This window comes from Streptomyces sp. NPDC013455 (assembly GCF_040632975.1).
In the GTDB taxonomy this organism is placed as follows: domain Bacteria; phylum Actinomycetota; class Actinomycetes; order Streptomycetales; family Streptomycetaceae; genus Streptomyces.
Map to the genome: position 1 here is coordinate 17,120 of NZ_JBEYCX010000008.1, position 19,663 is coordinate 36,782.

The 19,663-nt window shown below is 72.0% G+C and carries 12 protein-coding genes; 6 read left to right on the plus strand and 6 right to left on the minus strand.

Annotated elements, in window-relative coordinates; translation table 11 throughout:
• Positions 1 to 41: 41 nt before the first annotated feature.
• Positions 42 to 2,852, plus strand: a complete 2,811-nt coding sequence (gene secA / locus ABZ576_RS15100; RefSeq protein ID WP_360740114.1) for a preprotein translocase subunit SecA — start codon at positions 42 to 44, stop codon at positions 2,850 to 2,852.
• A 236-nt stretch (positions 2,853 to 3,088) separates the two neighbouring features.
• On the opposite strand, the gene ABZ576_RS15105 is transcribed toward secA, so the two are convergent.
• Positions 3,089 to 3,592, minus strand: coding sequence for an Rv3235 family protein (locus ABZ576_RS15105; RefSeq protein WP_360740115.1), 504 nt, complete (start codon positions 3,590 to 3,592; stop codon positions 3,089 to 3,091).
• A gap of 330 nt (positions 3,593 to 3,922) precedes the next feature.
• Here ABZ576_RS15105 and ABZ576_RS15110 point away from each other — a divergent pair, with 330 nt between their 5' ends.
• Together ABZ576_RS15110 and ABZ576_RS15115 are read left to right on the plus strand one after the other, a co-directional pair.
• Entirely contained in the window at positions 3,923 to 4,435 is a 513-nt protein-coding gene (locus tag ABZ576_RS15110) for a hypothetical protein (RefSeq protein WP_360740118.1), read from the plus strand.
• A gap of 47 nt (positions 4,436 to 4,482) precedes the next feature.
• Entirely contained in the window at positions 4,483 to 5,151 is a 669-nt protein-coding gene (locus ABZ576_RS15115) for an HAD family hydrolase (RefSeq protein ID WP_360740121.1), read from the plus strand.
• A gap of 30 nt (positions 5,152 to 5,181) precedes the next feature.
• Here ABZ576_RS15115 and ABZ576_RS15120 read toward each other — a convergent pair whose 3' ends face one another.
• Positions 5,182 to 5,748 (minus strand): DJ-1/PfpI family protein, encoded by a 567-nt coding sequence (locus ABZ576_RS15120; protein WP_360740124.1) that lies wholly within the window; start codon positions 5,746 to 5,748, stop codon positions 5,182 to 5,184.
• Positions 5,749 to 6,364: 616 nt separating this feature from the next.
• Between ABZ576_RS15120 and ABZ576_RS15125 the strand changes: the two genes are divergently transcribed.
• Together ABZ576_RS15125 and ABZ576_RS15130 are read left to right on the plus strand one after the other, a co-directional pair.
• Positions 6,365 to 11,305, plus strand: a complete 4,941-nt coding sequence (locus ABZ576_RS15125) for an NAD-glutamate dehydrogenase (protein WP_360740127.1) — start codon at positions 6,365 to 6,367, stop codon at positions 11,303 to 11,305.
• A gap of 195 nt (positions 11,306 to 11,500) precedes the next feature.
• A complete protein-coding gene (locus ABZ576_RS15130) occupies positions 11,501 to 13,018 on the plus strand; it encodes a hypothetical protein (RefSeq protein ID WP_360740130.1) in 1,518 nt (505 codons plus the stop codon).
• Between the two features lie 4 nt (positions 13,019 to 13,022).
• On the opposite strand, the gene ABZ576_RS15135 is transcribed toward ABZ576_RS15130, so the two are convergent.
• From ABZ576_RS15135 to ABZ576_RS15150, 4 genes are all read right to left on the minus strand, one after another.
• Positions 13,023 to 14,669: a glycosyltransferase family 2 protein gene (locus ABZ576_RS15135; RefSeq protein WP_360740133.1), complete on the minus strand. Its 1,647-nt coding sequence runs from the start codon at positions 14,667 to 14,669 to the stop codon at positions 13,023 to 13,025.
• Complete coding sequence (locus ABZ576_RS15140; protein WP_360740135.1) at positions 14,666 to 16,879, minus strand: CDP-glycerol glycerophosphotransferase family protein; 2,214 nt, start codon at positions 16,877 to 16,879, stop codon at positions 14,666 to 14,668. The genes ABZ576_RS15135 and ABZ576_RS15140 overlap by 4 nt, the downstream gene beginning before the upstream one ends.
• A gap of 102 nt (positions 16,880 to 16,981) precedes the next feature.
• The gene (locus ABZ576_RS15145; protein WP_360740644.1) at positions 16,982 to 17,794 is read right to left on the minus strand and encodes an ABC transporter ATP-binding protein; all 813 of its coding nucleotides are present in this window, start codon (positions 17,792 to 17,794) and stop codon (positions 16,982 to 16,984) included.
• 100 nt (positions 17,795 to 17,894) lie between these two features.
• On the minus strand, positions 17,895 to 18,809 hold the full coding sequence (locus ABZ576_RS15150; protein WP_360740138.1) for an ABC transporter permease: 915 nt from the start codon (positions 18,807 to 18,809) through the stop codon (positions 17,895 to 17,897).
• A 204-nt stretch (positions 18,810 to 19,013) separates the two neighbouring features.
• Here ABZ576_RS15150 and ABZ576_RS15155 point away from each other — a divergent pair, with 204 nt between their 5' ends.
• Positions 19,014 to 19,652, plus strand: a complete 639-nt coding sequence (locus tag ABZ576_RS15155) for a TetR/AcrR family transcriptional regulator (RefSeq protein ID WP_360740141.1) — start codon at positions 19,014 to 19,016, stop codon at positions 19,650 to 19,652.
• The last annotated feature ends 11 nt before the right edge of the window (positions 19,653 to 19,663 follow it).

The following is a 19,663-nucleotide window of genomic DNA, read 5'->3' on the forward strand; positions in this document are numbered from 1 at the left end:
CCCGACCGTCCCAGGCCCGACCGGCAAGGAGACCAGCCCCCGTGTCCGTCCTCTCGAAGATCATGCGTGCAGGCGAAGGCAAAATCCTGCGCAAGCTGCACCGCATCGCGGACCAGGTCAACTCCATCGAAGAGGACTTCGTCGACCTCTCCGACGCCGAGCTGCGCGCCCTCACCGATGAGTACAAGCAGCGGTACGCCGACGGTGAGAGCCTGGACGACCTGCTCCCCGAAGCGTTCGCCACCGTGCGCGAGGCCGCCAAGCGCGTCCTCGGCCAGCGGCACTACGACGTGCAGCTGATGGGCGGCGCCGCCCTCCACCTGGGGTACGTGGCCGAGATGAAGACCGGTGAGGGCAAGACCCTCGTCGGCACCCTGCCCGCGTACCTGAACGCCCTCTCCGGAGACGGCGTCCACCTGATCACGGTCAACGACTACCTGGCCGAGCGCGACTCCGAGATGATGGGCCGCGTCCACAAGTTCCTGGGCCTGAGCGTCGGCTGCATCCTCGCCAACATGACGCCGGCCCAGCGCCGCGAGCAGTACGCGTGCGACATCACCTACGGCACCAACAACGAGTTCGGCTTCGACTACCTGCGCGACAACATGGCGTGGTCGAAGGACGAGCTGGTGCAGCGCGGCCACAACTTCGCCATCGTGGACGAGGTCGACTCCATCCTCATCGACGAGGCCCGTACGCCGCTGATCATCTCCGGCCCGGCCGACCAGGCCACCAAGTGGTACGGCGACTTCGCCAAGCTGGTCACCCGCCTCAAGCGCGGCGAGGCCGGCAACCCGCTCAAGGGCCTGGAGGAGACCGGCGACTACGACGTCGACGAGAAGAAGCGCACGGTCGCCATCCACGAGTCCGGTGTCAGCAAGGTCGAGGACTGGCTGGGCATCGACAACCTGTACGAGTCGGTGAACACCCCGCTCGTGGGCTACCTGAACAACGCCATCAAGGCCAAGGAGCTCTTCAAGCGCGACAAGGACTACGTCGTCATCGACGGCGAAGTCATGATCGTCGACGAGCACACCGGCCGTATCCTCGCCGGCCGCCGCTACAACGAGGGCATGCACCAGGCGATCGAGGCGAAGGAAGGGGTGGACATCAAGGACGAGAACCAGACGCTCGCCACGATCACCCTCCAGAACTTCTTCCGCCTCTACAAGAAGCTCTCCGGCATGACCGGTACGGCGATGACCGAGGCCGCCGAGTTCCACCAGATCTACAAGCTCGGCGTGGTCCCGATCCCGACCAACAGGCCGATGGTCCGCAAGGACCAGTCGGACCTGATCTACCGCACCGAGGTGGCCAAGTTCGAGGCGGTCGTGGACGACATCGCCGAGAAGCACGAGAAGGGCCAGCCGATCCTCGTCGGCACGACCTCCGTCGAGAAGTCGGAGTACCTCTCGCAGCAGCTCAGCAAGCGCGGCATCCAGCACGAGGTGCTGAACGCCAAGCACCACGAGCGTGAGGCCTCGATCGTCGCCCAGGCCGGCCGCAAGGGCGCCGTCACCGTGGCCACCAACATGGCCGGCCGTGGTACGGACATCAAGCTCGGCGGCAACCCCGAGGACCTCGCCGAGGCGGAGCTGCGCCAGCGCGGCCTCGACCCCGAGGAGCACATCGAGGAGTGGGCGGCGGCGCTGCCCGCCGCCCTGGAGAAGGCCGAGCAGGCCGTCAAGGCCGAGAAGGAAGAGGTCGAGGAGCTCGGCGGCCTGTACGTCCTCGGCACCGAGCGGCACGAGTCGCGGCGCATCGACAACCAGCTGCGCGGTCGTTCCGGCCGCCAGGGCGACCCGGGCGAGTCCCGCTTCTACCTCTCCCTCGGTGACGACCTGATGCGGCTGTTCAAGGCGCAGATGGTCGAGCGCGTGATGTCCATGGCCAACGTGCCGGACGACGTGCCGATCGAGAACAAGATGGTCACGCGCGCGATCGCGTCCGCGCAGTCGCAGGTCGAGACGCAGAACTTCGAGACCCGCAAGAACGTCCTGAAGTACGACGAGGTGCTCAACCGGCAGCGCGAGGTCATCTACGGCGAGCGCCGCCGTGTCCTGGAGGGCGAGGACCTGCAGGAGCAGATCCAGCACTTCATGGACGACACGATCGCGGCGTACGTCGCCGCGGAGACCGCCGAGGGCTTCCCCGAGGACTGGGACCTGGACCGGCTGTGGGGTGCCTTCCGGCAGCTGTACCCGGTGAAGGTCACCATCGAGGAGCTGGAGGAGGCGGCCGGTGACCGGGCCGGTCTGACCGCCGAGTTCATCGAGGAGTCCATCAAGGAGGACATCCAGCAGCAGTACGAGGCCCGCGAGGCGCAGCTCGGCTCCGAGATCATGCGTGAGCTGGAGCGCCGGGTCGTGCTGTCGGTCCTGGACCGCAAGTGGCGCGAGCACCTCTACGAGATGGACTACCTCCAGGAGGGCATCGGCCTGCGCGCGATGGCGCAGAAGGACCCGCTGGTCGAGTACCAGCGCGAGGGCTTCGACATGTTCACCGCGATGATGGACGGCATCAAGGAGGAGTCCGTCGGCTACCTGTTCAACCTGGAGGTCCAGGTCGAGCAGCAGGTCGAGGAGGTCCCGGTCGAGGAGGCCCAGCCGGTGGGCGAGGGCGTCCAGGACACGGTGCCGGCGCAGGCGGGCGCGCGTCCGGAGATCCGCGCGAAGGGACTGGACGTTCCGCAGCGGCGCGACCTGCACTTCTCCGCGCCGACGGTGGATGGCGAGGGCGGCATCGTCGAGCGTGACCTGGAGGACGAGGAGCCGGTGCGCTCGGAGGCGGACGGTCTGACGCGGGCCGAGCGGCGCCGGCAGGCCAAGGGCGGGCGCCGCCGCAAGAAGTAGCGGTCGCCCGCGGCGCTCCAGCCGTCGTGAAAGGGCCGGGTTCCCTCGGGAGCCCGGCCGTCGAGAAGGGGCCGGGTTCCTTGCGGAGCCCGGCCCTTTCATGTTGTCGCGCGGTGGCTTGCCGGATGGACCGTGCCGACGGGGGCGCTCACCCGCGCCGGCGGGGTGCCGCTGCGCCCACCCGTGCCGCCCCGGCGGTACGGCTGCCCGCGGCTGTGGCGGTGGTGAGGGGGCTGTCAGTGCCGGGGTGCGCCCGTTTCCACCGCGGTGCAGCGCCAGCGGAGGTCCTCGCCCCGTTCCAGGCGGAAGGCGAGGGCTCTGAGCTGGTCCCCGGCGGCGATGCGGGCGAAGACCTCCAAGGCGCCTTCGCTGGGGACGTAGTAGCCGATGTCGCTGACGACGGGACGCGTGCCGCGGGTGCGCAGCGGGCTGCGGGCGGCGAGGCGGGCCAGGTCGTCGTAGGCCCGGCCCGCCGTGTGCCGGAGCATCCAGTGGACGGGGCGCTGGCCGCTCAGGACGGCCAGCAGGCGGTCCGCGAAGACGTCGGTCGGCCGTGGCGGCCCCGCGGCCGGGCGAGGAGCCGCGGCCGGCCCCTCACGGCCTGCGGGGACGGGGGTGCGCCGGGGTGCCTCCCGCACCGGGGTGCGGGGCGGTGCGCCGCCGGGGCGGCGGGAGTCGCGGCGGGTCGGCGGGCGGTGCCGCGGGCGGGGCCGGGCGGCACGGCTCATGACCTTGTTCATGGGGAACCCCGTTCGGCGGGCCCGGGGGATACCGGGCGGTAACTTGCTGGTGGGCATCTTGTACGGGGGTGTCCGCGGGGCCCGCAAGGAAGGAGCGGGGTGCGCGGGAGGGCCGGAACGTTCACCTATCCGAGGGACGCGGACGGCCCCCGGCCCTGTGGCGAAGCGGCCGGAGAGGGTGAACCCGTGGCCCGCAGTGGACGCCTCGACGGGTGCGGGCGGGACCCCGAAAGGGGACGGGCGCACGTATCCTGAAGGCCCTCCGGGAGACGCGCCAGCCGCTCTCGCCGGGGCCCCAGCGGAGCCTTTGACCAGGAAAGAGCGGCCAGCATGCGCGTCTACGTCCCCCTGACCCTCCCCGCTCTCGCCGAGGCGCACAGGACGGGCGAGCTGGGGAAGGGCCCGTTCGTCGCGTACGCCGTCACGCCCGCGCTGCGCGAGTGGTACCTGTCCGAGGACATCGAGGAGCTGGAGTACGCGGCGCTCAGCCGTGCCGCGCTGGCCTCGCTGCGGCTGCTCGCGGCGGACGCGGACGCCGTACGGCGCCGGGTCGTGGTGGCCGTGGACGTGCCGGACGGCGCCGCGCGCGTCGACCCGGACCGCGCGCTGGAACCAGCCGCGCTGGGCGAGGTGACCGTGACGGCCGCGGTGCCGCTGGCCGAGGCCGCCTCCGTCCATGTCGACGCCGACGACGCGGAGCAGGACGTGGCCGCGGCGGCCGGGGCGCTGGAGGCGGCGGACGGCGGGGACGACGACGCGCAGTTCGTCGTGGACGGGGCGGACGACCACGAGCTGCTGTGGTACGCCTCGCAGGAGATCCCCCACCTCGTCGGGCGGGCCTGACCGGACGCGAGCAGTGGCTGTCCGTGGCGGCGGGTACGGTCTTGGACATGGGGACGCAGGGAAGCGCGCACATCGTCTGGGACTGGAACGGCACGCTGTTCCACGACAACGACGCGATCATCGGGGCGACGAACGCGGCATTCGCCGAGCTGGGGCTCGCGCCGATCACACTGGAGCAGTACAGGTCGCTGTACTGCGTGCCGGTGCCGAAGTTCTACGAGCGGCTGCTCGGCCGGCTGCCCACGGACACCGAGTGGGAGCTGATGGACGGGGTCTTCCACCGGCACTACGCACAGCACCGGGTGCGGTGCGGGCTGACGGAGGGCGCGGCGGACCTGCTCGCGGGCTGGCGGTCGGCGGGGCACAGCCAGTCGCTGCTGAGCATGTACGGGCACGAGGAACTGGTGCCGCTGGTGCGGGGCTTCGGCATCGAGACGCACTTCGTACGCGTCGACGGACGTACGGGGCCGTCCGGCGGCAGCAAGGCCGAGCACATGGTGCGGCACCTGAAGGCGCTGGCGGGGACGGTGGAGCTCGCGCGGACGGTGGTCATCGGGGACGCGGCGGACGACGCGGTCGCCGCGCGCCACGCGGGGGCGCGGGCCGTGCTGTACACCGGGGGGTCGCACAGCCGCGCCAGCCTGGAGGACGTGGGGGTGCCGGTGGTGGACTCGCTGGCCGAGGCGGTGGCGGAGGCGCGGCGGATGGCGGCCTAGGGAGCCCGTCCGGGCGCTGCGCCCCGTACCTCAGTCCGCCGGTGCCGTCGTCCGCAGGACGTTGAGGAACTCGCGCATCCACGCCGGGTGGTCCGGCCAGGCGCGGGCGGAGACCAGGGTGCCGTCGACGACCGCCTCGGAGTCCTGGAAGCCCGCCCCGGCCGCCTGCATGTCCGGCTCCAGCGCGGGGTAGGCGGTGACCCGGCGGCCCCGCAGGGAGTCGATCGCCGCGGTGAGCAGCGGTCCGTGGCAGATCTGCGCGACCGGCTTGTCCGAGTCGAAGAACGCCTTGAGGATCTTGCGCAGTTCGGGATCGTTGCGCAGGTACTCGGGGGCCCGGCCGCCGGGGATGACGAGGGCCGCGTAGTCACCCGGGTCGACCTCGGAGAAGGCCAGGTCGGCGGGCCAGGTGTAGCCGGGCTTCTCGGTGTAGGTGTCGTAGCCGGGCTCGAAGTCGTGGACGACGAAGCGGAGCGTCTTGCGGGTGGGGGCCGCGATGTGGACCTCGTAGCCCTCCTCGCGCAGCCGCTGGTACGGATAGAGGACTTCCAGGGACTCCGCTGCGTCGCCGGTGACGATGAGGATCTTCGTGGGCATGTCGGCTCCTCCGGGCAGACTCCAGGCAGAACTCCGGGGCGGAACCCCGGGGCACGACCTCCCGACGAGGTGCGGTGCCCTGGGAACCGTGCCCTGGCCGGGCGTGCTTGCCAAGAGGGCCCGGCGCTTTCAGGGTGCGACCCGGGGGCCGGGGGCGCGACCGGATACGCCACGCGCCCCCGGCCCGCCGCTGTGCAGAACGTCAAACTTCACCCCCCGGTTTTGTACACATACGGCTCATGACGGGCCCCCGGTAAGTGGCGATAGCCTTGTGGCGTGATCAGCGCGATATCTCGCGGGGGCGATCCTGCCCCTGCCCTGCGCCCGGGTTGCACGGAACACCTCCGTGACCGGGCGGCGGTCGCTGGTCTTCGCGGGCGGGGCGGGGGCACCGGAGCCCCCGGAGCGCCGAGGACGGCCCGGGACGCGGCGGTGCCGAGGGCAGCGTCACACCCGACGGGCCGGTCGAATATGGCTGAATTCCCCCCGCTCATCTCACCCCGAGGCATAGCGTCGGAACCGACCGGACACCCCGGGTCGTGGCGTTATGCCGCAGGGGAAGAGACCGTACTTCCTTCTACGTCACGCAACGGCGCGCGACAGGAGCCAGAGGACAATGCAGACCAAGCTGGACGAAGCCAAGGCCGAGCTGCTCGAGAGGGCCGCCCGGGTAGCTGAGAACAGCCCGGTCGGGGGGCACCTACCGACCGGGACGACGAGCGAGGGCACCCCCGGCACCCCGGACAGCGCATCCGTGCTCGCGTTCCTCCAGCGCTACTACCTGCACACCGCCCCGGAAGACCTCGCCGACCGCGACCCGGTCGACGTCTTCGGCGCCGCGGTCTCGCACCACCGTCTCGCCGAGAACCGCCCGCAGGGCACCGCGAACGTCCGGGTGCACACCCCCACCGTGGAAGAGAACGGGTGGACGTGCAGCCACACCGTCGTGGAGGTCGTCACCGACGACATGCCCTTCCTCGTCGACTCCGTGACCAACGAGCTCACGCGGCAGGGACGCGGCATCCACGTCGTCATCCACCCGCAGTTCGTCGTCCGCCGCGATCTCACCGGCAAGCTGATCGAGGTCCTGCCGACCCGGCCCACCGGCGACCTCCCGCACGACGCGCACGTCGAGTCCTGGATCCACGTCGAGATCGACCGCGAGACCGACCGCGCCGACCTGAAGCAGATCTCCGCCGACCTGCTGCGCGTCCTGTCCGACGTCCGCGAGGCCGTCGAGGACTGGGAGAAGATGCGGGACGCGGCGACCCGGATCGCCGACGGCCTGGAGAGCGAGCCCGTCCCCGGCGACCTGCCCCGGCCCGAGGTCGAGGAGGCCCGCGAGCTGCTGCACTGGCTGGCCGACGACCACTTCACCTTCCTCGGCTACCGCGAGTACCAGCTGCGCGAGGACGACACGCTCGCCGCCGTGCCCGGCACCGGTCTCGGCATACTGCGTTCGGACCCCCACCACGCCAAGGACGACCAGCACCCGGTCAGCCCCTCCTTCGAGCGCCTCCCGGCCGACGCCCGGGCCAAGGCCCGCGAGCACAAGCTGCTCGTGCTGACCAAGGCCAACAGCCGGGCCACCGTGCACCGGCCGTCGTACCTGGACTACATCGGCGTCAAGAAGTTCGACGCGGACGGCAACGTCGTCGGCGAGCGCCGTTTCCTCGGCCTGTTCTCCTCCGCCGCCTACACCGAGTCCGTGCGCCGCGTCCCCGTCATCCGCCGCAAGGTGGACGAGGTGCTGGAGCGCGCCGGGTTCTCCCCCCACAGCCACGACGGCCGCGACCTGCTGCAGATCCTGGAGACGTACCCGCGCGACGAGCTCTTCCAGACGCCCGTCGCCGAACTGCAGTCCATCGTCACCAGCGTGCTCTACCTCCAGGAGCGCCGCCGGCTGCGGCTGTACCTGCGCCAGGACGAGTACGGCCGCTACTACTCGGCCCTCGTCTACCTGCCGCGCGACCGCTACACCACCGGCGTCCGCCTGCGGATCATCGACATCCTGAAGGAGGAGCTCGGCGGCACCAGCGTCGACTTCACCGCCTGGAACACCGAGTCGATCCTGTCCCGGCTGCACTTCGTCGTCCGCGTCCCGCAGGGCACCGAGCTGCCCGAGCTGTCGGACACCGACAAGGAGCGCATCGAGGCCCGCCTGGTCGAGGCCGCCCGGTCCTGGGCCGACGCGTTCGCCGAGGCGCTGACCGCCGAGTGCGGCGAGGAGCGCGCGGCCGAGATGCTGCGCCGCTACAACCACGCCTTCCCCGAGGGCTACAAGGCCGACCACAGCCCGCGCGCCGCGGTCGCCGACCTGGTGCACATGGAGCAGCTCGGCGAGGACAGGACCTTCTCGCTGAGCCTGTACGAGCCGGTGGGCGCGGCCCCCGGCGAGCGCCGCTTCAAGATCTACCAGAAGGGCGGCTCGATCTCCCTCTCCAAGGTGCTCCCGGTGCTGAGCCGTCTCGGCGTCGAGGTCACCGACGAGCGGCCGTACGAGCTGCGCCGCACCGACCGCACCACCGCCTGGATCTACGACTTCGGTCTGCGCATGCCCGCCTCCCTGGGCGCCGGCGGCGACTACCTGGCCGACGACGCGCGCGAGCGGTTCCAGGACGCGTTCGCCGCGACCTGGACCGGCAAGGCCGAGAACGACGGCTTCAACGCCCTCGTGCTGAGCGCCGGGCTGAACTGGCGCCAGGCGATGGTGCTGCGCGCCTACGCCAAGTACCTGCGGCAGGCCGGCTCGACCTTCTCGCAGGACTACATGGAGGACACCCTCCGCAACAACGTCCACACCACCCGGCTGCTCGTCTCCCTCTTCGAGGCGCGGATGTCCCCCGACCGGCAGCGGGCCGGACTGGAGATCACCGACGCCCTGCTGGAGGAGCTGGACGCGGCCCTGGAGCAGGTGGCCAGCCTGGACGAGGACCGCATCCTGCGCTCCTTCCTGACCGTCATCAAGGCGACCCTGCGCACCAACTTCTTCCAGGAGGCGCTCGGCGGCCAGCCGCACGACTACGTCTCCATGAAGTTCGACCCGCGGGCCATCCCGGACCTGCCGGCGCCGCGCCCGGCGTACGAGATCTGGGTGTACTCGCCGCGCGTCGAGGGCGTGCACCTGCGCTTCGGCAAGGTCGCCCGAGGCGGCCTGCGCTGGTCCGACCGGCGTGAGGACTTCCGTACCGAGATCCTCGGTCTGGTCAAGGCGCAGATGGTGAAGAACACCGTCATCGTGCCGGTCGGCGCCAAGGGCGGCTTCGTCGCCAAGCAGCTGCCGGACCCGGGCAAGGACCGCGACGCGTGGCTGGCCGAGGGCATCGCCAGCTACAAGACGTTCATCTCGGCGCTGCTGGACATCACCGACAACATGGTGGCCGGCGAGGTCGTGCCGCCGCAGGACGTCGTCCGGCACGACGGTGACGACACCTACCTGGTGGTCGCCGCCGACAAGGGCACCGCCACGTTCTCCGACATCGCCAACGAGGTCGCGACCCAGTACAACTTCTGGCTCGGCGACGCCTTCGCCTCCGGCGGCTCGGCCGGCTACGACCACAAGGGCATGGGCATCACCGCGCGCGGCGCCTGGGAGTCCGTGAAGCGGCACTTCCGCGAGCTGGGCGTGGACACCCAGAGCGAGGACTTCACGGTCGTCGGCATCGGCGACATGTCCGGTGACGTGTTCGGCAACGGCATGCTGCTCTCCGAGCACATCCGGCTGGTCGCCGCCTTCGACCACCGGCACATCTTCATCGACCCCACCCCGGACGCGGCCGTCTCCTACGCCGAGCGCCGCCGCCTGTTCGAGCTGCCCCGCTCCAGCTGGGCCGACTACAACACCGAGCTGCTGTCGGCGGGCGGCGGCGTCTTCCCGCGCAGCGCCAAGTCGATCACCCTCAACAGCCACATCCGCGAGGCCCTCGGCATCGAGGACAAGGTCACCAAGATGACCCCGGCCGACCTGATGAAGACGATCCTCAAGGCGCCGGTTGACCTGCTGTGGAACGGCGGCATCGGCACGTACGTGAAGTCGTCGTCGGAGTCGAACGCGGACGTCGGCGACAAGGCCAACGACGCCATCCGCGTCGACGGCGCCGACCTGCGGGTCAAGGTCGTCGGCGAGGGCGGCAACCTGGGCCTGACCCAGCTCGGCCGGATCGAGTTCGCCACGCACGGCGGCAAGATCAACACCGACGCGATTGACAACAGCGCCGGCGTGGACACCTCCGACCACGAGGTGAACATCAAGATCCTGCTGAACGGCCTGGTCGCGGACGGCGACATGACCGTCAAGCAGCGCAACAAGCTGCTCGCCGAGATGACCGACGAGGTCGGCGGGCTGGTCCTGCGCAACAACTACGCGCAGAACACGGCACTCGCCAACGCGCTGTCCCAGGCCAAGGACATGCTCCACGCCCAGCAGCGCTTCATCCGCCACCTGGTGCGCGAGGGCCACCTGGACCGGGCGCTGGAGTTCCTGCCCACCGACCGCCAGATCCGCGAGCGCCTCGCGGGGGGCCAGGGCCTGACCGGTCCGGAGACGGCCGTCGTGCTGGCGTACACGAAGATCACGGTCGCCGAGGAGCTGCTGCACACCTCCCTGCCGGACGACCCGTACCTGCGCGGCCTGCTGCACGCGTACTTCCCGGCGCCCCTGCGCGAGCGCTTCGCCGAGGCGGTCGACAACCACCCGCTGCGCCGTGAGATCACCACGACCGTGCTGGTCAACGACACGGTCAACACGGGCGGTACGACGTACCTGCACCGTCTGCGCGAGGAGACCGGCGCCTCCCTGGAGGAGATCGTCCGCGCCCAGACCGCGGCCCGCGCGATCTTCTGCTCGGCACCGGTGTGGGACGCGGTCGAGGCCCTGGACAACAAGGTCGACGCCGACGTCCAGACCCGCATCCGGCTGCACTCGCGCCGCCTGGTCGAGCGCGGCACGCGCTGGCTGCTGAACAACCGGCCGCAGCCGCTGCAGCTCGCCGAGACGGTCGAGTTCTTCGCCGACCGGGTCGAGCGGGTCTGGCAGGAGCTGCCCAAGCTGCTGCGCGGCGCGGACCTGGAGTGGTACCAGCACGTGTACGACGAGCTGTCCGCGGCCGGGGTCCCGGACGAGCTCGCCGCGCGCGTGGCCGGCTTCTCCTCCGCCTTCCCGACGCTGGACATCGTCTCGGTGGCCGACCGCATGGGCAAGGAGCCGCTGGACGTCGCCGAGGTCTACTACGACCTCGCCGACCGCCTGCACATCACCCAGCTCATGGACCGCATCATCGAGCTGCCCCGCGCCGACCGCTGGCAGTCCATGGCCCGCGCCTCCATCCGCGAGGACCTCTACGCGGCCCACGCGGCGCTCACCGCGGACATCCTCGCGGTGGGCAACGGCACCTCGACGCCGGAGCAGCGGTTCAAGGCGTGGGAGCAGAAGAACAGCGCGCTGCTGAGCCGCGCCCGCACCACGCTGGACGAGATCCGCGGTTCGGACTCGTTCGACCTCGCCAACCTGTCGGTGGCGATGCGCACGATGCGGACGCTGCTGCGCACGCACTCGTAGCCGTACGACGGCCCGTACGACCCGTACGACCCGTACGGGCCGTTCGGCCGGCCGTGCGACGGTGAAGGCGCCCCGGGCCCACTGCGGCCCGGGGCGCCCGCCTTTTCCCGGCCCCTGACGAGCCCCTGACGGAAGACCCGCGGCGAATGGTCCCTTTCCTGCCGAAGGGGGCGGTTCGGATAGGGTCGGTGAACGATGCACACCGCGCCGTCTGACACCGCACCGCAGCGCCGTACGGCACCCCCGGACAGCTCGGCCTCGCGGGCCGGCCGGGTGCTGCCGCAGGCCGCCGCCGCGCTCGTCGTGGTGCTGCTGCTCCTGGTCGTGGTCCGCCTGCCGTGGGCGGGCGACCTCGGTATGCACGCGGCAACCCTTCAGCGCCTGCGGCACGGCCTGCGCCATCCCGGCGACCCGCTGGTCGACGCCGACACGCCGAGCCCGTACTACTCGCCGTGGATGCTGCTGCTCGGCATCGTCGCCAAGGCGACCGGCCTGTCGGTGTTCGTGGTCCTGCGCGGGGCGGCGCTCGCCGGTCTGGGCCTGCTGGTGACGGGCGTGTGGCGCTACGTCCGCACGCTCAGCGCCCACCGCGCCGCCCCCGCCCTGGCCCTGCTGAGTCTGCTTCTGCTCTGGGGCCCGCTGCTGTTCAACTGGAGCGGCTTCCCGGGCCTGAACTCCCTCGCGCTGACGGTGGCCTACCCCAGCGTGTTCGCGCTCGGCCTCGCCTTCCACCTCTGGGCCTGGCTGACGCGCGCGGCGCGCCGGGAGGCCGCCTGGGGCGAGTGGCTCGGGCTCGGCGCGCTGTGGGCGCTGATCCTGCTCTGCCACCAGTTCACCGGGATCGTGGCGTCCCTCGGCGCCCTCGCCGTGCTGCTCGCGGCCCGGCCGGGCCGCACGGTCCTGCCCCGGCTCGGCGCCGGGCTGCTGCTGGGGCTGCTCGTGCCGGCGCTCTGGCCCTACTACGACTTCTTCGCGCTGTTCTCCGCGGGGGCGGACCTGGAGGCCATCCACCGGCCGCTGTACCAGGACCTGGCCGGGCGGTTCGGGTTCGTGCTGCTCGGAGTGGTGGCGCTGGGCCTGCGCCGGCGGCGGGACCCCCGGGACCCGCTGGTCCTCTTCTTCGTCCTCGGCGCGCTGGTGTTCGCGGCGGGCGGCCTGACCGGGCACTACTCCTGGGGCCGCGCCCTGCCCGCCGCGCTGATCCCGGCGCAGCTCGCGGCCGCGCTGGAGGTGGTGTCGGCGGGGCGGCGGGCGGCGCGGCGGGGATGGGCGTGCGTGCTGTGCGCCGTGCTGGCGGCGGGGGCGTGGACGCAGGCCGGGACGCTCGGCTACGTGCTGGGGCGGGACGCGCTGCCCGGGGCGGTCGCGCAGAAGTACCGCACGCCGTGGACGGGTTACCAGTGGATCATGCGCGCGGGGGTGCGGTACGGCGATGTGGTGATGGCGCGGACCTTCCCGGCCCGGCAGATCCCGGCGTACGGGCCGTACACCGTGGCGCCGGGTTATCCGGACGTGTTCCTGCCGGACGCCGCGCGGCGGGAGGCGGCGGTGGAGAGGTACTTCGCGGCGGGGACCGGCGCGGAGGAACGGCGGGCGATCCTCGGGGAGTACGGGGTGCGGTGGGTCGTCGGCGGTGTGTCGGCGGCGGCGCCGTGGCTGCGGAAGGCGGCCGTGGGCCCGGGCGGCCAGGTCCTGTACCGGGTGGTGCGCTGAGCCCTCACCGCAGCACGCTCGCCGCCAGCCGTGCGGCGTTCCGTACCCGGGGGCCGGCCGCCCGGCGGGCCAGGGGGCGGATCAGGTGGGCCGTCACCCCCACCGGGCGCCAGCGCAGCTGGAGTCGGCCGGGGCTGCGGCCCTCCGGTTCGACGGTGAGTTCGTGGGTGCCGACGCGGACGCGGCGCGCCGGGAAGTCGAGGGGGGCCAGCAGGAGGCCCGAGTGGGACAGGCCCTGCTGGTCCAGGCGGAGCAGGGGGTGGCGGACGCCGTCGAAGCCGTGGAGCGGGAGCGGCGCCGCGGCGAGGTCCAGGGTGACCGTGCCCTCGAAGACGCCGGGGCGGACCGGGTCCAGCCGGAAGGGGACCGTCATCCGGCGCCTGCCGGGCGTCAGCAGGAGGGACGCGCGCTGCGGGCCGACAGGCAGGCGCAGACCGGGGTCGTAGGTCCGGACCGCGAGGCCCAGGGAGGCTCCCGGGCCGGGCACCAGCCGCGTGATCTCGTGGCGGAAGTGGGCCGCCGGGAACGGCCGGGTGTCCAGTTCCAGGTCGGACAGGTCGAGTTCACGGCGGGCGCGGTCCGTCTCGGGGAGCGTGTCACCCCAGTACGGCACGCCCGCGGCGTCGGTCGTCACCTGCCGGGGCGCCACCCCGTGCCCCAGCCCGCGGGCCGCCAGCCGGGCCTCGGCCAGGCGGCCCTCCCGCAGCAGCTCCAGCACCACCCGCTCGGGGCGGGGCAGGCGGACGTAGGCCTCGTCGGACAGCGTGTCCAGGTAGGGGTTCATGATGTCCGCGAAGGCCGCCAGCCACTCCTCGTCCCGGTGGGGCAGGTCGCCGGCGTACATCCGGAAGTCGTGCTTGAGGAACTTGTAGTCCTTGTCCTCCCGCAGCGCGGCGTGCCCGCTGATCACCAGGAAGTCGTCGATGAGGCGCTGGACGTGGACCCGGTCGCGGACGTTGGAGATCTTGTGCCGCTGGTTGGAGATGGAGGCGGCGGACGCGGCGGCGAACGGCTCGATGTACCAGACGTAGACGGGGTCCGGGATGACCGTGAAGGCCTTCGCCAGGCAGTACGCCTGCGCCGAGAACAGCTGGTCCTCGTAATGGATGCCTTCGGGGAAGCGCAGCCGGTGCCGGTCCAGGAAGGAGCGGGCGTACATCTTGCTGGTCGACAGGTGCTCGAAGAACAGCCGGGGGTCGGCCTCGATCCCCTCCACCGTGCGGCGTTCGGCGACCAGGTGCGGCATCCACGTCGAGCGGCGCCCGCTGTCCACCCGGACCCGGCGGACCGCGCCCATGGTGAAGTCCACCTCACGCTCGCGGTGGGCCGCGAGCAGCAGCTCCACCGCGCGCGGGGGCAGCTCGTCGTCGCTGTCCAGGAACATCAGGTACGGCGCCCGGGCGATCTCGACGGCCCGGTTGCGCGGGGCGCTGCACCCGCCGCTGTTCTCGGGCAGCCGCAGGTAGCGGATCCGGTGGTCCGCGGCCGCCAGCTCCCGTGCCACGGACGGCGTCTCGTCCGTCGAGTGGTCGTCGCTGATGACGATCTCGATGTTCGCGTGGGTCTGCGCGCGCAGCGAGGCGACCGCGCGGGGCAGACGGGCCGCGTCGTTGTAGACGATGACGGTGACCGTGACGTCGGGGAGCGTCATGCCGTGGCCTCCTCGGGGGTGGGGGCGGGGGTGCGGTCCTCCAGCGGGAGAACCGGCGGCAGCGACTCCTCCGGTTCGCCGAGGAACACCCGCCGTACGACCCGCTCGGCGGCGCGCCCGTCGTCGTACTCGCAGAACCGGCGCCGGAAGGCGGCCCGCGCCTTCGCCGCGCTCTCGTCACGCCAGGCGCCGGAGAGGAAGATCTCCGTGAGCTGCTCCTGGGTGCGGGCGACCTGGCCGGGGTGCTCGGCCATGAGGTCGAAGTAGACGCCCCGGGTGGTCCGGTAGGTCTCCCAGTCGTCGGCGTGGATCACGATCGGACGGTCCAGGTTGGCGTAGTCGAACATGATCGACGAGTAGTCCGTGACCAGCGCGTCGGCGGCCAGGCAGAGCTCCTCGACGGGGTCGTAGGAGGAGACGTCGATGATCCGGCCGCAGCGGCGCAGGCCGCTCAGCGGAGAGGCCGCGCCGCCGTAGAAGTAGTGGGCGCGGACCAGGAGGACGGTGTCCTCGCCGAGGCGGTCGGCGAGGGTGGCGAGGTCGAGGCGGGGGGTGAAGCCGGCCTCGTAGTCGCGGTGGGTGGGCGCGTACAGGACGGCCGTCCTGCCGGGCGGGATGCCCAGGCGCGCGCGGGCGGCGCGCACGGCCCCGGCACCGGCGGTGTAGAAGACGTCGTTGCGCGGGTAGCCGTGGTCGAGGGGCGTGTAGCGGGACGGGTAGGCGCGCTCCCACATGCGGGTGGAGTGGCTGTTGGCGCTGACGCTGTAGTCCCACCGGTCGATACGGGCCAGCAGGGCGGCGAAGTCCAGGCCCTGGGCGGCCGCCGGGTGGTCCATCTGGTCCAGGCCCATGCGCTTGAGCGGGGTCCCGTGGTGGGTCTGGACGTGGATCTGGCCGGGCCGTTTGACCACCGCGTTGGGGAAGTTGACGTTGTTCGTGAAGTACGTGGCGGTGGCCAGCGTCTCCCAGTAGCGGCGGGTGCCGGGGACGACGTGGTCGGTGCCGGGCGGCAGCAGGGCCGCGTTGTCCTTGTTCACCACCCACACCCGGCGGATGTGCGGGGCGAGTTCGCCGAGCTTGGCGGCGACGGCGGCCGGGTTGCAGGCCACACCGCGGTCCCAGTAGGCGGCGAACACGGCGAGATGCGGGTCCAGCGGGCGGCCGAGGGCCTGGCGGTACTGGTGGTCGCGCACCTTGGCGCCCAGCCGCCGCTTGCGGGTCCGTACGGCTTTGCGTACCGCCCGGCGGGTGCGGTTGGCGGCCTGGAACGCGCGGTACCTGCCGTAGGCGCCCTCCTCCAGCAGGGCCTGCCGTACGCCCTCCGGGCCCGCCGGGCGCCGGTGGCCCTCGGGGCGCCAGCGGACCGCGGCCAGGGAGGCACGGCGGAAGAACTCGCGGGCCACCGGGTCGGGCAGGTCCTCGCGGGCGAAGGTGCGCAGCAGGTCGCGCACCATCAGGTCGTACAGCACCGCGTGGACGGCGCGGCGCTCCCGGGTGAGCGGGAGGAGGGACTCGTAGCGGTCGACGAGCGCGAGCCGTTCCTCGGGGGCGTGCGGCGGCAGGCTCTCGGGGCGCAGCACCCGGTGCTCGTACGCCGTCTGGTTCAGGCAGGCGACCCGGCCGGCGTGCAGCAGCGCCGCGTGGGCGGCGTGCGCCTCGTCGTCGGTGGCCAGCAGCTCCTCGTGGGCCCGCCAGAACGTGGCGCGCAGGGCGCGGTTGCCGAGCAGCGGGGTGAGCCGCAGCAGGTCGGCGGCCTCGGCCAGGGGCCGGCCCGAGCGGCCGACGGCGGCGAGGCGGCGGCCGTCGCGGGACGGCGTGGCGGCGGTCCGCCAGGTGGTGGTGACGTGGTCGAAGAGGAGCACGTCGACCGGGGGGCCGGGGGAGGCCGCGGCGTCCAGTTCGGCGGTCCGCTCGACGATCAGGCGGGGGGCGCCGGCCGGCAGGCCGTCCTTGGCGTGGACGAAGTGCAGCCAGCGACCGGAGGCCCGGGCGGCGCCGGCCGCGCGGGCCCGCGCGTCACCGGTGCCGTCCGGCAGCGGGACGACGACGGTCTCGGGGGCGTGGCCCTCGGCCGCCTCGCGCGCCCAGTCGCCGACCGCGGCGACGATCACCTCGGCGTCGGGGAGGGGGTGTGCCTCCAGGGAGTCCAGCAGCTCCGTCAGGCGCCCCTGCGCGTTCGGCCCGTAGACGATCACGCTCAGCTGGGGCATCGCAGTGGACTCCTTCGGCTCGCGGTCTCCGGGCGCACCTTTCACAACATACTGACATTAAGCCGATGAAAGGGATAACCACGCCTGGCACAAGAGGGGCGCTCAGGAGGGAAGAGGAACCTTCGGCACCTCCGGGTTCCCCGCGGCCGGTTTCTTCGGGGCCGGTTTCCCCGGCGCCGGCTTCTTGTCTCCGGTGAAGGCCTCGTACTCCTTCATGACCTCCTCCGTCGGCCCGTCCATGCGCAGCTCGCCGCGCTCCAGCCACAGCACCCGCTCGCAGGTGTCGCGGATCGACTTGTTGTTGTGGCTGACCAGGAAGACCGTGCCCGCGTGCTGCCGCAGCTCGCGGATGCGCGCCTCGGAGCGCTTCTGGAAGGAGCGGTCGCCGGTGGCCAGCGCCTCGTCGATCAGCAGCACGTCGTGGTCCTTGGCGGCGGCGATGGAGAAGCGGAGCCGGGCCGCCATGCCGGAGGAGTACGTGCGCATCGGCAGGGTGATGAAGTCGCCCTTCTCGTTGATCCCCGAGAAGTCGACGATGTCCTGGTAGCGCTCCTTTATCTGCTCCCGGGACATGCCCATCGCCAGACCGCCGAGGAAGACGTTCCGCTCGCCGGTGAGGTCGTTCATCAGGGCCGCGTTGACGCCCAGCAGGGACGGCTGGCCGTCGGTGTAGATGTGGCCGCTCTCCACCGGGAGCAGCCCGGCGACCGCCTTGAGCAGGGTCGACTTGCCGGAACCGTTGGTGCCGATGAGCCCGATGGCCTCGCCCTTGTACGCGACGAACGACACCTTCTTCACCGCGTGCACCCGGCGCACGCCGGCCGCCTTCTCGGTCTGCTTGCGGCGCAGGATGCGGTTGAGGGCGGCGGTGGCGGAGCCCCGCCCGGCGCCGGTGCCGTTGACCCGGTAGACGATGTCGACGCGGTCGGCGACGACGGTGGGGACCTTCCGGGCCCCCGCGGAGGTCTCGGTGGTCTCGGCCTTCTCGGCCCGCTCGGTCTTCTCGGGGGTGTGCTCAGCCACGGCCGTACGTCTCCTCAGCCTTCCAGAAGTAGATGAAGCCGCCGATGCCGGCGAGCAGGGCCCAGCCGACGGCCGCCGCCCACACGTGCGGGGGCAGGGAGGCGGCGTGGAAGCTGTCGATCAGCGCGAAGCGCATGAGGTCGATGTAGACGGCGGCCGGATTGATCTCCAGCAGGACGGTGACGATGTGCGGCAGGTCGTCCTTGTCGGCCAGTGTGTCGATGCTCCACATCACACCGGACACGTACATCCAGGTCCGCAGCACGAACGGCATCAGCTGCGCGATGTCCGGGGTCTTGGCGCCCAGCCGCGCGACGATCATCGAGACGCCCGCGTTGAACGTGAACTGGAGCACCAGGGCCGGGAGTGCCAGCACCCAGGAGGCGGCGACCGGCACGCCGAAGCAGAGCAGGATGACGACGAGCGCGGCCATCGAGAACAGCAGCTGCTGGAGCTGCTGGAGCGCGAAGGAGATCGGCAGGGCGGCCCGCGGGAAGTGCAGGGCGCGCACCAGTCCGAGGTTGCCGGAGATCGCCCGGGTGCCGGCCATGATCGAGCTCTGTGTGAACGTCCAGATGAACACGCCCGTGACCAGGAAGGGCACGTAGTCCGGCACGTTGTGCTTGGTGCCGAGCAGCACGCCGAAGATGAAGTAGTAGACCGCCGCGTTCAGCAGCGGGGTCATGACCTGCCAGACCTGGCCGAGCTTGGCCTGGCTGTACTGCGCGGTGAGCTTCGCGGTGGCGAAGGCGCCGATGAAGTGGCGCCGGGCCCACAGCTGGCGGACGTACTCCGGCAGGGAGGGGCGGGCACCGCTGACCGACAGGCCGTGCCGGGCCGCGAGGGCGGCGAGGTCGTCGCCGGCCGCGGCCTGGGTGGGGGGCGGTGTGTGGAGGACCTGGCTCACATCCGCTGCTTTCGCTCGGGGGGAGGGGGTGCTGCGCGCGGCTCCCGTCCGGGCCGCCGCGTCCGCGGTCGTCGTCCGGCGTTTCCACACGCTTCTCTTCCCGTTTTCTTACGTCGGGACGGGACCGTATCGTCGCAACGCGAGCGTAGGGCCAACGGACGTCGGAACGCAACCGTTTCGTCGTGACGCCCTATGCTGGGAGGCATGACGACGAACGCCGCCGGGTCCGCCGACGAGCCGCCGGCGCGTCCGCGCCGCCGGGCACCGGCCGGGGCGGCCGTGCTCCGCGAGGACGTGACCGAGGCCATCCGGGCGGCCGTCTTCGAGGAGCTGGCGTCCGTCGGCTACGCCCGCGTGTCGATCGAGGGGATCGCCCGCCGCGCCGGCGTCGGCAAGACGGCGGTGTACCGGCGCTGGCGCTCGAAGCTCCACCTGGTCCTGGACGTCGTCTCCGCGATGGCGGTGACCGGCTTCCCGGTGCCCGACACGGGCTCCCTGGAGGGCGACCTGCGGCTCCTGTACGAGGTCACGTCCCGGGCCCTGCGCCATCCGGTCGCGTCCCAGATCATCCCCGACCTCCAGGCCGAGGCGGCCCGCAATCCCGACCTCGCGGAGGCGTTCCAGAAGGCACTGCGGGACGGTCAGGAGGGTGTGGTCAGCGGGATCGTGGCGGCGGCGGAGCGACGGGGTGAACTCCGCGCGGGCGTCGACTCCGACCTGGCGCTGGACCTCGTCTCCGGCCCGTTGTACTGGCGCTCGGTGGTGATCCGCTCGCCGAAGCCGCCCAAGGGCTACCTGGAGCAGCTGGCCCGGGCCACGGCGGCGGCGCTGAAGGCGTTGTGAGGGCGGGGTCC